This is a genomic window from Rhodobium orientis (assembly GCF_003258835.1).
Classification (GTDB): Bacteria; Pseudomonadota; Alphaproteobacteria; order Rhizobiales; family Rhodobiaceae; genus Rhodobium; species Rhodobium orientis.
This window is the reverse complement of the sequence record NZ_NPEV01000053.1, coordinates 1-14,672: the sequence shown is the minus strand read 5'-3', so window position 1 is coordinate 14,672 and position 14,672 is coordinate 1. Positions and strand designations below refer to the sequence as shown.

13 protein-coding genes are annotated in these 14,672 nt (G+C 65.9%); 4 read left to right on the top strand and 9 right to left on the bottom strand.

The genetic code is table 11. The annotated features are described in order from the left end of the window. Nucleotides 1-56 precede the first annotated feature (56 nt). Nucleotides 57-1,151, top strand: coding sequence for an acyltransferase family protein (locus tag CH339_RS19285; RefSeq protein ID WP_111436009.1), 1,095 nt, complete (start codon nucleotides 57-59; stop codon nucleotides 1,149-1,151). 33 nt (nucleotides 1,152-1,184) lie between these two features. On the opposite strand, the gene CH339_RS19280 is transcribed toward CH339_RS19285, so the two are convergent. Further along, nucleotides 1,185-1,964, bottom strand: coding sequence for an AraC family transcriptional regulator (locus tag CH339_RS19280; RefSeq protein ID WP_111436008.1), 780 nt, complete (start codon nucleotides 1,962-1,964; stop codon nucleotides 1,185-1,187). A gap of 112 nt (nucleotides 1,965-2,076) precedes the next feature. Between CH339_RS19280 and CH339_RS19275 the strand changes: the two genes are divergently transcribed. Beyond that, entirely contained in the window at nucleotides 2,077-3,300 is a 1,224-nt protein-coding gene (locus CH339_RS19275) for an MFS transporter (RefSeq protein WP_201240852.1), read from the top strand. A gap of 60 nt (nucleotides 3,301-3,360) precedes the next feature. Here CH339_RS19275 and CH339_RS19270 read toward each other — a convergent pair whose 3' ends face one another. The 4 genes from CH339_RS19270 to CH339_RS19260 all read right to left on the bottom strand — a co-directional run bounded on the left by CH339_RS19270 (nucleotide 3,361) and on the right by CH339_RS19260 (nucleotide 6,090). After that, the gene (locus tag CH339_RS19270; protein WP_111436007.1) at nucleotides 3,361-3,984 is read right to left on the bottom strand and encodes a class I SAM-dependent methyltransferase; all 624 of its coding nucleotides are present in this window, start codon (nucleotides 3,982-3,984) and stop codon (nucleotides 3,361-3,363) included. A gap of 106 nt (nucleotides 3,985-4,090) precedes the next feature. Then, on the bottom strand, nucleotides 4,091-4,264 hold the full coding sequence (locus tag CH339_RS24795) for a hypothetical protein (RefSeq protein WP_170138586.1): 174 nt from the start codon (nucleotides 4,262-4,264) through the stop codon (nucleotides 4,091-4,093). Between the two features lie 120 nt (nucleotides 4,265-4,384). Continuing rightward, the gene (locus tag CH339_RS19265; protein WP_111436006.1) at nucleotides 4,385-5,410 is read right to left on the bottom strand and encodes an NAD(P)/FAD-dependent oxidoreductase; all 1,026 of its coding nucleotides are present in this window, start codon (nucleotides 5,408-5,410) and stop codon (nucleotides 4,385-4,387) included. A gap of 227 nt (nucleotides 5,411-5,637) precedes the next feature. Then, nucleotides 5,638-6,090, bottom strand: coding sequence for a hypothetical protein (locus CH339_RS19260; RefSeq protein ID WP_111436005.1), 453 nt, complete (start codon nucleotides 6,088-6,090; stop codon nucleotides 5,638-5,640). A 146-nt stretch (nucleotides 6,091-6,236) separates the two neighbouring features. Here CH339_RS19260 and CH339_RS19255 point away from each other — a divergent pair, with 146 nt between their 5' ends. Further along, nucleotides 6,237-6,707, top strand: a complete 471-nt coding sequence (locus tag CH339_RS19255; protein WP_111436004.1) for a MarR family winged helix-turn-helix transcriptional regulator — start codon at nucleotides 6,237-6,239, stop codon at nucleotides 6,705-6,707. A 65-nt stretch (nucleotides 6,708-6,772) separates the two neighbouring features. On the opposite strand, the gene CH339_RS19250 is transcribed toward CH339_RS19255, so the two are convergent. The 3 genes from CH339_RS19250 to CH339_RS19240 all read right to left on the bottom strand — a co-directional run bounded on the left by CH339_RS19250 (nucleotide 6,773) and on the right by CH339_RS19240 (nucleotide 8,314). Next, on the bottom strand, nucleotides 6,773-7,093 hold the full coding sequence (locus tag CH339_RS19250) for a 2Fe-2S iron-sulfur cluster-binding protein (RefSeq protein WP_111436003.1): 321 nt from the start codon (nucleotides 7,091-7,093) through the stop codon (nucleotides 6,773-6,775). Between the two features lie 289 nt (nucleotides 7,094-7,382). Further along, nucleotides 7,383-7,730 (bottom strand): Hpt domain-containing protein, encoded by a 348-nt coding sequence (locus CH339_RS19245; protein ID WP_244668923.1) that lies wholly within the window; start codon nucleotides 7,728-7,730, stop codon nucleotides 7,383-7,385. Nucleotides 7,731-8,014: 284 nt separating this feature from the next. Then, nucleotides 8,015-8,314, bottom strand: coding sequence for a hypothetical protein (locus CH339_RS19240; RefSeq protein ID WP_201240851.1), 300 nt, complete (start codon nucleotides 8,312-8,314; stop codon nucleotides 8,015-8,017). 280 nt (nucleotides 8,315-8,594) lie between these two features. On the opposite strand from CH339_RS19240, the gene CH339_RS19235 reads away from it, so the two are divergent. Next, a complete protein-coding gene (locus CH339_RS19235) occupies nucleotides 8,595-14,303 on the top strand; it encodes an apolipoprotein A-IV repeat region-like domain-containing protein (protein WP_111436001.1) in 5,709 nt (1,902 codons plus the stop codon). Nucleotides 14,304-14,525: 222 nt separating this feature from the next. On the opposite strand, the gene CH339_RS25455 is transcribed toward CH339_RS19235, so the two are convergent. Beyond that, on the bottom strand, nucleotides 14,526-14,672 hold a 147-nt coding region (locus CH339_RS25455; protein ID WP_146610090.1), incomplete at its 5' end, for an integrase core domain-containing protein.

Below are 14,672 nucleotides of genomic sequence, written 5' to 3'. Positions count from 1 at the left end.
AACACGTCGCTCCCGAGGGCCGTCACCGCACCGCCATTCTCACGGTGCGTTATGCCATGTACCTGACATCCATCAATAATTTCCGCGCCATCGCAATCATCATGATTGTCATGGGGCACAGTTTCTCATTTGCCGGAATGACCTTCCAGACCTGGCCGGAGAAATTCGCCGGCAACCTGATTTCCGGCGCCACGACGCTGTTCGTCTTCATTTCCGGTTTTCTGTTCTTCCATGTGTTTTACGCGCGATTCGACTACAAGAACTTCCTCCTCGGCAAGTTCAAGAACGTTGCCGCGCCCTATCTTGTTCTGTCCGTGCTGCCGATCATCTGGTCTATGACCAGCGGCGAGCCGCAGAAGCCGTTCTTCAACCCGGCCGGCCCCGGCGTCCTCGACACCTGGATCGTCCCCTATGTGAAGTACGTCCTCACCGGCGGCTTCGCGACCGCCTACTGGTACATCCCCTTCATCATGCTGGTGTTCCTGATGGCGCCGGCGCATGTCGCCTTCATTCGCCTGTCCACCGCCCGCCAGCTCGGCATTACGGCCGTGCTGGTCGTCGTTGCCGCCCTGGTGCAGCGCTCGCACGGCAACCTCAACCCCGTGCAGCACCTCATCGCCTTCACCCCGGCCTACCTCTTCGGCATCACGGTGGCGATGAACAAGGAGGCCGTCTGGGCGCGGCTCGCCGGCAAGGAGTGGCACCTTGCGCTTCTGGTCGCGGCCTTCGATGCGGCGGAAATCGCCACCGGCCATTTCAGCAACTACCACAAGGCACCGTTCGCCTGGGGCGGGCTCGACCTGATGCTGTTCCAGAAGCTCTTCATGTGCCTGCTGCTGCTGCAGCTTCTCCACCGCTTCGAGGGCCGCTCGTCGAAGACGCTCTCCCTCGTCGCCTCCACGAGCTTTGCCATCTTCTTCATCCACCCGGGCCTGTTGAAGCTCATCCACACCATCCGCGACGCAAACGGCATCCGCTTCGATGCGTCCTGGCCCGTGCTGCTGCTGGCAACGACCGGCATACTCGCCGTCGCGATCCTGATCGCGGTCGGCGTCAATATCGTGCTCGGAAAAAAGAGCCGCTACGTCATCGGCTATGCCGGCAAGGCGCCGGGCCTGCTGCACGCCCCGTCGGATCTGCGGCCGGCGTGAGCGCGATACCGCGGAGGGGCGGTCCGCCGCCCCTCACCCCTCGAAATACCTTCCCGGGCTCTGGCCGAAGGCGGAGCGGAACATGGCGATGAAGGCGCTCGTCGTCTCGTAGCCGAGGCGTTCGGCGACGAGGCCGACCGGCTGCCGGTCGGCGAGCAGCTCCAAGGCCTTCAGGAGCTTTGCCTGCCGCCGCCAGGCCCGAAGCGTCAGCCCCGTCTCCTCGCGGAATCTCCTCTCAAGCGTGCGCCCGGACACGGCGGCGGCCCTGGCGAGCGCATCAAGGCCGCGCGGATCGGCCGGATCTTCCCGCAGCTCCCGAGCGAGCACCCGGAGCCGCTCGGTCTGCGGCATCGGCAGGTGCAGCGGGGCCACCGGCGAGACGGCGATCTGGTCGATGAGGACGGAGACGAGCCGCCCCTCCGGCCCCGCCTCGTCGTAGTTCCGCGGCCAGGACATCAGCGTCAGGATCAGCTCGCGCAGGAGCGGCGTCACCCGGACGACGGTAGGTTCCGCCGGCAGGTCGGGGGCCGCTTCCGGCACGACATAGATTGTCCGAAGCGCCGTCGGCGCCCGCGTCCTGGTGCCGTGCGCGACCCCGGGCGGCATCCAGACCGCCCGTTCGGCCGGCACAACGAAGGTGCCGCCGTCGGTTTCCACCGCGAGCGTGCCGGAGACGATATGGAGAAGCTGGCCACGCGGATGGGTGTGGCGCGGGTTGGTAACTTCCGCCATCCGGTCGGCGGCATAGGCCACCACCCGCTGCGGCAGATCGTGCGGCGCCGACTGATACATTTCCGGATGGATCTGGGGCATCGTGCGCCTTTGTCGCCTTATCGATATTCTTTGTCATTTTAGCGCTAACACGCCGCATCTGAAAACGATTATCAAAAGGCTCGATTTGGATTTTCACCCGGAGACAAGACGGATGGCACGGCTCTTCTCGTTCCGCCTCACCCGCCTCGACTGGCGCTCGCCCGCGGTCATGCTGATGGTCATGGCCGCCGCGATGCAGCTTTCCTTTGCCGCCTGGTGGACGCTGCTCAACAACTTCGCCGTCGACGTCGTCGGCTTCACCGGCAAGGAAATCGGCATCCAGCAGTCGGTGCGCGAGATCCCGGGGTTCCTCTCCTTCGCCGCCGTCTTTCTGCTCTTGGCCATGCGCGAGCAGACCCTGGCGCTGGTCTCGCTCCTGTTGCTCGGCATCGGCGTTGCGCTGACCGGCTACATGCCGAGCTTCTGGGGCCTGATCTTCACGACCATGATCATGTCGATCGGCTTCCACTACTACGAGACGATGGCCCAGTCCCTGTCGCTGCAATGGCTCGACAAGGCCGAGGCGCCGCAGCGGATGGGCCAGATCCTCTCGGTCGCCGCCGTCGCCCAGCTCGCCGCCTACGGCCTCATCTTCTTCGGCTGGCGCACCTATGACCTCTCCTTCGAGGTCGTGTTCCTGATCGCCGGCCTCACCACCATCGCCGTCGTTATCTTCCTCTGGCTCGCCTACCCGCAGTTCCGCGACGGCAGCCCGCAGCGGAAGACGCTCGTCCTCAGGAAGCGCTACTGGCTCTATTACGCGCTGACCTTCATGGGCGGTGCCCGGCGCCAGATTTTTACGGTCTTTGCCGGCTTCATGATGGTGGAAAAATTCGGCTACGACGTCCACGACGTCTCCGCCCTCTTCCTCATCAACTGCATCATCAACATCTTCTTTGCCCACCGCATCGGCGCCTTCATCGGCCGCGTCGGCGAGCGCCGGGCGCTGACGGTGGAATATGTCGGCCTGATCCTGGTCTTCGTCGCCTACGCCTTCGTCACCGACCCCTACATCGCGGCCGGGCTCTACGTGATCGACCACGCCTTCTTTGCCATGGCGATCGCCATGAAGACCTATTTCCAGAAGATCGCCGATCCCGGCGACATCGCCCCGACGGCGGGCGTCGCCTTCACCATCAACCACATCGCCGCCGTCGTCATCCCGGCCGCCTTCGGCCTGATCTGGCTGGTCTCCCCCGCCGCCGTCTTCCTCATCGGCGCGGCGATGGCCGCAACCTCGCTGCTGCTCGCCCGAATGGTCCCGGAGCACCCGGAACCGGGGCGGGAGCTGGTGTGGCATCCGAAGCCGGGAGCAGTGACGGCCGCGGCGGAGTAGCGAAACAAAAAAGCGCCGGGGACGAACCGGCGCTTTTTTCGTCCAGTCAAACCAGTCCGGTTATCTCCCGACCGCCACCCCCACATGATGAAAGCCGACGACCGAAGGCACGCGCCTCAGCGGATAGCGGTCCTGCTCCTGGAATGAGAAGCCGCCCTCCGTCAGCAGTTCCGTCGGGTTGCGGTTGATGTGGCAGCCTTGGGAGATCAGGCCCCAATAGGGATTGAGCCGGTCCTGCCAGCGCGCGGTCTTTTCGCAGTCGGCGCGGCCGTGTTCCACGAAGAGGAGTTTTCCGCCCGGTTTCAGCACCCGGCGCATCTCGCCGATGGCGGCTTCCACGTCCGGGATCGAGCACAGCGTATAGGTGACGACGATGGTGTCGGCGAGGTTGCTGTCGAGCGACATGTTCTCGGCCGATTCCGGCACGATCTCCGCCTCGATCCCCGGCGCCAGGCGCTCGAAGTCGACGAGGTCGGTGAGCCCGTCCGGCGGGTTGACGCCGATCAGCCGGCGCACCCGGCGCTCGTCGTAAAAGGGCAGGTTCCGCCCGGTGCCGATGCCGATTTCGACGACCACGCCTTCGGCCTTCGGCACCATCTGCTCGCGCTCGCGCATCAGGGGCGGCACGCCGCACACAGCATGCACCATCATCGGCGAAATTTTCTGGCGATAGAAATTCAGCATGTCTTTTTGAGCATCCGCTGTCCTTGCGAAAATCCGCTACCGCAACAGATAGGTCTACCTTGGAGACATCACCAGTTGCCGTTGCAGGGTGCTGCGCGCCTGGCCGTCATTTCGACTGCTCGGCGACCGAGGGTGGGTGGGACGACAAGGGATTGTCTTCCTGCAGCCCCGCCCTGACCGCGCCGAGAAGGATCAGCGCGACGATGACGGCCCGGAGCCCGATGCTGGACGTGCGCCAGAACGGCGGATGCCCGAACGGCAAGTGCTTGAGAGCGGACATGACGGTGGCCTCCCTTGCTGGCCGAAAACCATGTCCAAGGGATAGCCGCAGGCGCGGCGGCAATATGTGACGCCGGTCACCAAAATGTCGTTGGGAAGGGAGAGAGGAGCCTCGCCGCCCCTAATTCACCCCGAGCTTCTTCTGCAGGTTGGTCGACGACGTCGTGTACTGGAAGATGATCCGCTCGTCCGGGCTGACGATGCGCTTGGCCGCCTGGGCCATCAGCGCGCCCTCGTGGAAACCGGAGAGGATCAGCTTCAGCTTGCCCGGATACCAGTTGATGTCTCCGATGGCGAAAACGCCCGGCACGGACGTCTCGAACTTCTCGGTATCGACCGGGATCAAATTGTCCTGCAGCTCGATGCCCCATTCGGAGACCGGGCCGAGCTTCATGGTCAGGCCGAAGAACGGCAGGATGCGGGTCGCGGAAATCTCGCTTGTGCCGTCCTCCGTCTTCACCGTGGCGCCGGAAAGGACGCCGTTGTCGCCGTGCAGCTCGGTGATCTGGCCGACGATGAAGTCGAGCGCGCCGACGGCGGCGAGCGCCTTCATCTTGTTGACGGAGTCCGGCGAGGCGCGGAACCCCGGCCGGCGGTGGATCAGCGTCACCCGCTTGGCCAGCGGCTGCAGGTTGAGCGTCCAGTCGAGGGCGGAATCGCCGCCGCCGACGATGATCAGCTCCAGGTCCTTGAAGTCGTCCATCTTGCGGACCGAATAGAAGACCGAATTGCCCTCATAGTCCTCGATGCCCTGGATCGGCGGGCGCTTCGGCTGGAACGAACCGCCGCCGGCGGCAATCACCACCACCTTGGCGTGGAACGTCGTGCCGAGGCCGGTGACGACCCGGAAGCTGCCATCGTCGAGCTTTTCCAGCGTCTCCACCATTTCGTTGAAATGGAATTCCGGATGGAACGGCGCGATCTGCTCCATGAGCTGTTCGGTGAGCTGCTGGCCGGTGACCATCGGCACGCCCGGAATGTCGTAGATCGGCTTTTCCGGATAGAGTTCGGCGCACTGTCCGCCGGGCCGGTCGAGGATATCGATCAGGTGGCATTTGAGGTCGAGGAGACCGAGCTCGAAGACGGCAAAAAGCCCGACCGGGCCCGCACCGATGATGACAACATCCGTTTCTATCGCGTCAGTCATTGTTCTTGTCCGCAGCTTGTGGAGTTTCCGCCCGAGATGTGCGCGTCCTGCATAGCGCGCCCCGACGGCAAGGGGAAGCGCTGCATATTGCTGCACTCAAAAGGGCACGGCGAGAAACGGACGGGCCGTCTTGCCGGCCGTTGCGGAATAGATTTTCGCCAGACGGCCGATGCGGGGGAGCGGTTTGCGGACCTCCCCCGCGCCGGCAAGCAGCGACAGGCATGCGATCAGCCGGCGGCAGCGCCAATGGCGCGCCGTCGAACAATCGCCAGCCCGTCGCGCATGTTCATGGCAAGCAGCGTGAAATTCACCGCCCCGGCGACGAGTTCGACGACCTGCACGGCATAGAACCCGGTGTCGAGCCGGCCGTCCCCGGCCCGGACCGCAAGGAACGCCGCAGCGGGCACCAGAACGAACAGGCCGACCGGCGCGATGATCGCCATCCGCCGCTTCTTGAGCGCAATGAGGCCGTTGCGCCAGCCGCGACCGAGCCGGGTGCCGCTCGCGCCGGCGGCAACGAGGCACGGGATCAGCACCGCGAGCGCCCACAGGATCGCCCGCTTGACGGCCGCCACCGCGGAGGCATCGCCGAACAGCTCGACCGCAACGGTCGCCGCCAGGAAACACGCGATGATCACCAGCGCCAGCCCGCCCGCAAGCCCATGAAGTTTGCCGCCCATCGTCACTCTCCTTCCCATGCGGTCCGCCCGCCGTCGCCCGGCCGCCGGAGAATGGGCACGCCGGATCCGGTCTCGCCGGACGTCCGATTAACATAGCATGCTATTTATCATTGAATAGCACGCTATTCAAGTGCGAGAAAAGGCCCATGAGCCCTTCAAAGACATCCGGCTTCGACAAGACCCGTTCCGCGGGCTACCTCGCCAACCACATGGCCCGCCTGTTCGCCATAGCCCTTGCCGAGGAGATCCGGCCGCTCGGCCTGGCGCCGGCGCAGTTCATGACGCTCCTGGAACTGTGGCGGAAGGACGGGCTGACCCAGAAGGAGTTGGTCGAACGCCTCAATGTGGAGCAGGCGACGATGGCCAACACCATCGCCCGCATGGAGCGCGACGGCCTCGTCCGCCGCCGCCCGCATCCCGACGACGGCCGCGCCCAGTCGATCCTTGTGACGGAAAAGGCCCGCGCCCTGGAGGAGCCGGCAACGGCCGCCGCGACGCGCGTCAACGACAGCGCCCTTAACGATTTCTCACAAGCCGAGCGGGATCAGTTCAACGACCTGATGGCACGGGCCATCGACGCCCTGAGGTCGGCGGACGCGCGCAGGAAGGGGGCCTGAATAGCAGCCTGTCGCGGCATCGCCGCCGGCCGGTCACGCTTGGCGACCGTTATGCCCGGCGTTCGCTATGCCTGGCGTTCGGGCACCCTGACGACGAGGCCGTCGAGGTCGTCGGTCACGCGGATCTGGCAGGACAGCCGCGAATTCGGCCGCACATCGTAGGCGAAGTCGAGCATGTCCTCTTCCATCGCCGACGGCTCGCCCGTCTTCTCGGTCCAGTCGTCGTCCACATAGACATGGCAGGTGGCGCAGGCGCAGGCGCCGCCGCATTCCGCCTCGATGCCCGGGACCATCGCCTTCAGTGCATTTTCCATCACGGTCGAGCCGACCGCTGCGTCGGCCTCGTATTTGGTGCCGTCGGGATCGTAATAGGTGATTTTGGGCATGGGGACCGCCGGATGAGAAACAGGTGAAAACCGGCTCTGGACATAACTGCTGCGGCGGGAACGTCAACCCCCATGCGGCGACAAGTCAGCGACAACGCCGCGCCCCGCGACATTTTTGAAGAGGTGCCGGACGAGTGCCGGCAACCGCCGGGCGGTGGGGGGGCGGACGGCCCCGCGGTTGGGCCATGAAAACGAAAGCGGCGCCGCCCGAAAAAGGCGACGCCGCGATGCATGCGGGCGGACTGGCCCGGTCGCGGCCGTCATCGGGCCGCGCGAAACCCTGGTGCCCTCAGTCGCTGAGAACGGTGTGGATGTAGTCGTTGGCGGCCTCGATCGCCGCGGCGAGGTCGGCGAGCGCTGCGTCGTCCATGGTGGCGCCCTCCGCGGCCGCCTCTTCGAAGAGGTTGGCAAGCTCCGCGATCCGCCAGGCGCCGATGCCCCGCGCCGAACCCTTGATGGTGTGGGCGGCAACGCGCATCTCGCCCGCGGTCCGGGCATTGCGCAGCCGGCCCAGATAGACCGCCGACTGGCGCACGAAAAGCCGCAGCACTTCCCGCTCAAGGTCGCGGTTGCCGAGGGTGTGCCGCGCCAGATGGACGAGGTCGACCGGACGGTCCGGCTTCGCTGTCGCATCCATCGTTTGGAATTCCATTGCACCTGCCAATGCCATTTTCCCGATCCTTTTGCCGAACGACCCGCCAGGGACCGTTCCGTCTTGCCGTGCCGGCCCTGCCGGACCGGTCTTGCAACTCCACTGAAGCGTCGCAAAAAAAGGCAAAAAGGCAGTTAAGTCACTCCGAATGCTTCAACTTTAAGAAATCTTTTGAGAGATGTGTTGAACGAAGCTTTAACGCCGCCCGCGCGTGGCAGCATTGCGCCTTAAAGATCGTTTTACGTATACGTTGGTACCGTGCGGCAGATCTATTCGGCGCCAGGCGCCCTGGACCCGATGACGGCGTAGCCGGCGGGCGTCAGCTTGCAGACCAGCCAGTCCGGCTTCAGCGGGTTGGCGAACCAGCGCTCGGCCCAGCCATTGGCGATGCAGGCCTCCACGGTCTTGGCCGAGTAGCGGCGCCCGTTGGCGTCGAAAAGCGGCAGCTTGCCGCCCGGCTGATCGAGCCCGCTTTCCAGATAGCGGCGCTGCACGTCGGTCGGCTTTGCCGCGCGTGGCCCGCCGGCGCCGGCCTTCGGGTCGTCCGGGATGTCGCCTCGTCCGCTCATTTCCAACGCCCCTCCACCGCTTCCGGAAAAACCGTTAACCATTAGTTAAAATAATCGCAACAGGCGGTTTTTGCGGTTCCTTTTGAACAAATGTGCCATTACGATATGGGATGCGGCAAGATGCGGGGGAGGCTACGATACTGTTGCGCCAGCCGTCGTTAACCAAACGGCTGATGTTCCGATTTTCCCAACAGTATTGTCCCCAGTTTCCGAAGCTCCGTATGAGCATCGGACGTGCGGCCGGATAGTAATGAGTGCGGACGCGAGGCGATTGACAAAAATGGCAGGCAATTCACCGAAACCGACCGATCCGGCGGAAGTTGCACTGAGTGCCGTCGAAGAGGCGCTGAAACTCGATTTCGGCGCATCCGACAGCGAAAAGAAGACCGAAACCGAGACCACATCGTCGGACGCATCCGACAAGGTGGAGGTCAAGGTCGACGATCCGAGCGCGAAAAAGGCGTCGCAGGCCGGTGTCTCCGAGGCACCCGATGTGGCGCCCGGCACCGATTTTGCCGCATCGCCGGCATCGCGACCGGCCGAGGACACGGACGACGCGCCGCCCAGCGATGTCGCCTCACCGCGCCGCGGACGCCGCCGCGGACGCATGGCCGCCAATGACGACCGCCACAATATCGGCGCGCTGGTCTATGCCCTGCAACGCCGCCCCTCCTCCGCGCCGTTCTGGATCGCGCTCCTGCTGTCCATCGTCTGGGGCGCCGTCGGCCTCGGCGTCGCCTGGGTCTCGTTCGGCCAGGACATCCTCTCCATCTCGACCGTTCAGGACCTTGCCCGCAACGCGCCGCTGATCGGCACCGCCGTCGCCATCCTCGTCCCGATCATATTCTTCTGGGTGATGGCGCTGATGGTCTGGCGCTCGCACGAGCTGCGCCTCGTCTCGCGCTCCATGACCGAGGTCGCCCTGCGCCTCGCCGAGCCGGAAGACATCGCCAAGGAATCCGTCGTCAGCGTCGGCCAGGCCATCCGCCGCGAGGTCGCCGCCATGGGCGACGGCGTGGAGCGGGCGCTGGCCCGCGCCAGCGAACTGGAAGTCATGGTCCACAACGAGGTCGCCACCCTCGAGCGGTCCTACAATGACAGCGAATTGCGCATCCGCGGCCTGATCGAGGAACTGGCGCTGCAGCGCGAGTCCGTCGTCAGCAACGCCGAAAAGGTGCGCTCCGCCATCACCGGCGCCCACGCCATGCTGACCGAGGACCTCCAGGTCACCGGCGACCGGCTGTCCAACGACGTGCGCTCGGCAACGGAGCGCTTCTCCGACGCCATCACCGCCCAGTCGCACCAGTTCTCCACCGCCTTCGGCAATGCCGGCGACCAGTTGATCGAGAACTTCAACGAGCGCGGCCGGACGTTCATGGACGATCTGGCCCAGCGCTCCGCCAACATCACCGACGCCATGGCCAGCGCCAATTCGGCGATCGCCGAGACCATCGATTCCCAGAAGGCCGGTCTCGCCGACACGCTCGATATCAGCACCAGCCAGCTTTCCGAACTGCTCGCCTCGCGCAACCAGGAGATCGCCAATACCCTCGGCAGCCGCAGCGACGAGATCAACACCACGCTGGCGACCTACGCCAAACAGTTCGACGAAGGCCTTGCCAGCCGCAGTGAGGACATCAGCGCCACCCTCGCCTCCTACGCCACGCAGTTCGACGAGCGCCTCGGCAGCCGCGCCGACGAGATCAACTCGACCCTCTATACCTACACCCAGCGGGTCGACGAGAGCCTCGGCATGCGCCACGACGAGATCGCCAACACCCTGGCGCTGCGCAGCGAGGAGATCGCCAACACCCTCAATGCCGGCTCCGAGGAGATCGGTGGAACGCTGGCCTCCTTCGCCTCGCGCTTCGACGAAAATCTCGGCCTGCGCCACGACGAGATCGCCGGCACGCTGGCCGCGCGCAGCGACGAGATCGGCTCGACGCTTGCGTCCTACGCCCGCCAGTTCGACGAGAACCTCGGCGCCCATCAGGACGAGATCGCCGAGACCCTGCTGCATCGCAGCCGCGAGATTTCCGATGGCCTGTCGACGACCAGCCTGGAAATCGCCGACATGTTCACCGGCCGCGCCGGCGAGATTAACGAGGCGCTCGACCAGCGCACCTCGGCGATCGCGGAAATCTTCGACGGCACCAGCAACCGGCTCATCGAGACGCTGTCGGAACGCACCGATGCCGTCAACGAGCAGCTCATCACCCGCACCAGCGAACTCGACGCCCGCCTGTCGGAGACCGGCGAATACATCGTCAACGCGATTCTCGAACGCGGCGGCGAGATCACCGAGACCTTCTCCACCACCGGCCACAGCCTCGACGAAGCATTCGCCGCCCGCACCCGGGAGGCCGCCGACATGCTCGGCCAGCGCGGAGAGGAGATCATCACCGCGATCTCCAAGCGCACCGAGGAGGTCGCCAGCGTCCTGCACGGCACCGGCGAGTCCCTGCTCGTCGACCTGTCGCTGCGCGGCAACGAACTCACCGAGAAGATGGACGACACGGCGACCCGCATCGCCGAGACCATCACCGACCGCGGCGGCAATCTCGCCAACCGCATCGAGGCGACCGGCGAGCGCATCCACGACGCCGTCGTCGTCAAGGGCGAGGCCCTCGACGGCAAGCTGATCGATGCCGGCGAGAACCTTGCCGGCCTGCTCGACGGCCGGCTGCAGAACTTCAAGGACGTCCTCGCCCTCACCTCCAACGAGATCGACCAGGCTCTCGGCTCGCGCACCAACGAGCTGGCCGAGCGCTTCGGCGCCGCCGGCGTCAAGATCGCCGAGCTCATCGGCGACCAAAGCACCAAGGTCACCGGCAAGATCGTGGAGGCGGGCGACCGCTTCTCCGAAGCGATCAACGTCCACACCGGCACGCTCTCCGGCGAGCTTGAGAAGCGCCTGGAAGAACTCAACCAGGTCATCAACATCCGCGGCGGCGACCTCATCGGCTCGCTCGGCAACCGCACAACGGAGATCGCCGATCTCCTGGAGAACCGGTTCTCCTCGATCAACGACATGCTCACCGGCCACACGGAGTCCCTGGGCACCGTCTTCGACGAGCGTTCCGCCGCCCTCGGCAAGACCTTCGAGACCAAGGCGACCGCCATCGGTGAGGCCCTTGCCGACCGCACCGACCGCATCGAGCAGACCATCAGCGAGCGGCTGGACGCCTTCGACAACGCCATCGGCGAGCGGGTCGACCGCGTCGCCAACACGGTGGAAACGAAGTCCGACTACCTCGTCAGCACGATGGACACCCGCATCGCGCGGATCGACAAGGCGCTCGACGCCCGTGCCCGCCAGATCAGCGAGACGCTCATCGACCGCACCCGCGATATCGCCAAGGCGATGTCCGACGGCCACGGCGAGATGGCGACCGCCCTCGACGACCGCCTCAACGTCGTCGGCGCGGTGCTGACCAAGCAGGCCAACGAGCTGACGGACATCCTTTCCGACCGCATTGCCGAGATCAACGTCTCACTCGGCTCCAAGGTGTTCGAGGTCGCCGAGACCCTGGACGGCCGCGGCGCCGAACTGGAGAAGGTCATCGGCGAGCGCATGCGCGACATCACGGCAACGCTCACCGGCGAGACCGGCCGCGCCCGCGACGAGCTCTCCCAGTCGCTCAGCGAAGCCGCCTCCAAGGTGGTCAGCGAGAGCGAACGGGCCCGCCAGGCGGTCGTCGGCTCGCTGGCCGACGCCAGCCAGGCGCTGTCCACCGAGAGCGAGCGCGTCCGCGACGTCCTCACCGGCACCATCGCCCAGCTTTCCGGCGGCCTGACCATGGAGAGCGAGAAGGCCCGCGAGGTCCTGATGGGAGCCCTCGACGAGCTGAAGACGGCCATGACCGGCGAGGCCGACGACGCCCGCCAGCGTCTGGAAGCCACCGTCGCCCAGGTCGCCAATCGCCTGCGCGACGAGGGCGAGCGCGCCAGCGCCTCGCTGATCCAGTCCGTCGGCGGCGCCACCGATGCCATGTCGCGCTCGGCTGCCGAGCTTGAGGAGGTCATCACCGGCCGCGGCGGCGAGATGTCGAAGAACCTAGACGAGCGCACGCTGGAGCTCAACAACCTGCTCGGCGCCCGCACCTCCGAACTGGCGAACCTCATCGAGCACGACGGCACCGACCTCGTCGAGGCCCTTGAGAACCGCAGCCGGGATCTCTCCGGCAAGGTCAACGAGATCCGCGACGCCATCGTCAACGCCCTGTCGATCAAGGGCGGCGACATCGCCGACGCCATCGCCCGCCAGGGTGTCGATGCCACCCGCGCCATCGCCGAGAGCGGCGAGGAGCTGGTGCGCATGATCGACGCCAAGAGCCAGGAGACCGTCGGCGTCCTCGGCCAGACCAACGAGCGCCTGCGCACCGAGGTCTCCGAGATCCTGGACCGCCTCAACGGCTCCAACGCCACGCTGCAGGAGGTGCTGACCTCGGCCGGCAACAACCTCAGCGAGGTGGAGACCAACCTCGCCCGCCGCGCCGGCGAGTTCCGCACCGCCATCGACCGCGCCCTGGAAGACACCACGGCGTCGTCGAACCTGATCGCGGAAAATGTCGGCGTGCTGCGCGAGGTGTCGGAGAACGTGCTGGGCGACGTCGCCCGCATCGCCGACCGCTTCGAGAACCACGGCAAGACGCTGGCCTCCGCCGCCCACATGCTGGAGGACGCCAACCGCACCGTCGACCTCACCGTCGACGAACGCCGCCAGGCCATCGAGGCGATCGCCAACGAACTCATCACCAAGTCGGAATCGGTCGGCGAGGTGCTGAAGTCGTTCACCGGCATCATCTCCACGACCCTGGCCGACGCCGAAGAGAAGTCCCAGAGCGTTGCCGGCCTGCTGGCCCAGGCGGCCGAGAACGCCTCCAAGAGCGTCATCGAGCAGTTCGAGTCGCTGCGCCTGTCCGCCGGCCTGGAAGGCCAGCGGGCCCAGGAGGCGGTGCGCTCGATCCAGACCGAGATGCTCGACGAAATGGGCCGCTCGGTGACCGAGGCCTCCGAGCGCTTCACCGAGGCGACCGCCCGCATGCGCGACATCGCTCGCGAAATGCAGAGCGAGCTGCAGGCGACCCGCTCGGAAATGAAGCAGGGCATCTTCGAACTGCCGAAGGAGACCGAGGAAAGCACGGCGGCGATGCGCAAGGTCGTCTCCGAGCAGATCCGTGCGCTCAACGAGCTCTCGGAGATCGTCTCGCGCCAGGCAAACACCCTCGACGTCTCGCAGCCGCGCCGCGAGGCCCAGGGAGAGCGCCGCGAGGCCCGCGCCCAGCGCGCGGCTTCCGGTGGCGGCGGCTATTCGGCGCCGGCGCCGGCACCGCGTCCGGCCGAGTCCTATCGCCCCGCCCCGCAGCGCCCGGCCGAGCCGGCCCGTTCCGAGGTCCGCCCCGAACCGGCCCGTCCGGAGCCCCAGCGGCCCCAGTTCAGCCCGCTCGACGTTGCCCGCGGCAATACGGGCCGTAACCAGGGCAATGGCGGCGCCGACGATCGCGGCTGGGTCACCGACCTTCTGCGCCGGGCCTCGCGCGACGAGCAACCGGACGAGCACGACCACCACGACACCCGTGGCCAGGGGACCCGCGAGACCCGCCAGGCCCCTGCCCCGACACAGGAGCAGCGGTCGCCGCTTCACATGGTGGAATCGCTGAACTCGCTGTCGGTGGACATCGCCCGGGCGATCGACCACGAGGCCTTCCTCGACCTGTGGCAGCGCTACCAGCGCGGCGAGCGGAACGCCTTCACCCGCCGGCTCTACACCCTGCAGGGTCAGCAGACCTTCGACGAGATCCGCCGCAAGTACCAGCGCGACCCGGAGTTCCGCTCCGCCGTCGACCGCTACCTGGAGGATTTCGAGCAGCTTCTGTCCGAAGTGTCGCGCAACGACCGGGACAACATGCTGAGCCAGACCTATCTGACCTCCGATACGGGCAAGGTCTACACCATGCTCGCCCACGCCAGCGGCCGTCTCGGCTAACGGCGCGGGGCATCGGAACCCGACTAAAGGGCGCCCTCGGGCGCCCTTTTTTCGTTGGGGGTGGCCGCGGTCGCACTGTCTCGTCCACCATCATGCCTTCCGGCCGCCAATGCCCATGCCCAATCGCTACACCGGAACCGGTCGCCCGCGCCGCTCTGGATTGCTTCGCTTCGCTCGCAATGACGGTTTCCTCTGTGTTTTCAAAGTCATTGCTGTGCAAGTTCACGAATTCGGTGATGGCTGTTCGGTTTTCTTTTGTTCGGCGAAGGTCTTCGGGGGGATGTTTCCGATCGCCTGGTGGGGCCTGAACTCGTTGTAGTAGATGATATATTCGATGAGCTCGTTGGCCAGGTGCTCGGGGGTGTCGAA

Coding starts and splice junctions, on each gene's coding strand:
- CH339_RS19250 (WP_111436003.1), bottom strand. CDS start 7,093: ATGCCCAAAATCACCTATTACGATCCCGACGGCACCAAATACGAGGCC.
- CH339_RS19275 (WP_201240852.1), top strand. CDS start 2,077: ATGGCACGGCTCTTCTCGTTCCGCCTCACCCGCCTCGACTGGCGCTCG.
- CH339_RS19255 (WP_111436004.1), top strand. CDS start 6,237: ATGAGCCCTTCAAAGACATCCGGCTTCGACAAGACCCGTTCCGCGGGC.
- CH339_RS19235 (WP_111436001.1), top strand. CDS start 8,595: ATGGCAGGCAATTCACCGAAACCGACCGATCCGGCGGAAGTTGCACTG.
- CH339_RS19240 (WP_201240851.1), bottom strand. CDS start 8,314: ATGAGCGGACGAGGCGACATCCCGGACGACCCGAAGGCCGGCGCCGGC.
- CH339_RS19285 (WP_111436009.1), top strand. CDS start 57: ATGTACCTGACATCCATCAATAATTTCCGCGCCATCGCAATCATCATG.
- CH339_RS19260 (WP_111436005.1), bottom strand. CDS start 6,090: ATGGGCGGCAAACTTCATGGGCTTGCGGGCGGGCTGGCGCTGGTGATC.
- CH339_RS19245 (WP_244668923.1), bottom strand. CDS start 7,730: ATGGATGCGACAGCGAAGCCGGACCGTCCGGTCGACCTCGTCCATCTG.
- CH339_RS19280 (WP_111436008.1), bottom strand. CDS start 1,964: ATGCCCCAGATCCATCCGGAAATGTATCAGTCGGCGCCGCACGATCTG.
- CH339_RS19265 (WP_111436006.1), bottom strand. CDS start 5,410: ATGACTGACGCGATAGAAACGGATGTTGTCATCATCGGTGCGGGCCCG.
- CH339_RS19270 (WP_111436007.1), bottom strand. CDS start 3,984: ATGCTGAATTTCTATCGCCAGAAAATTTCGCCGATGATGGTGCATGCT.
- CH339_RS24795 (WP_170138586.1), bottom strand. CDS start 4,264: ATGTCCGCTCTCAAGCACTTGCCGTTCGGGCATCCGCCGTTCTGGCGC.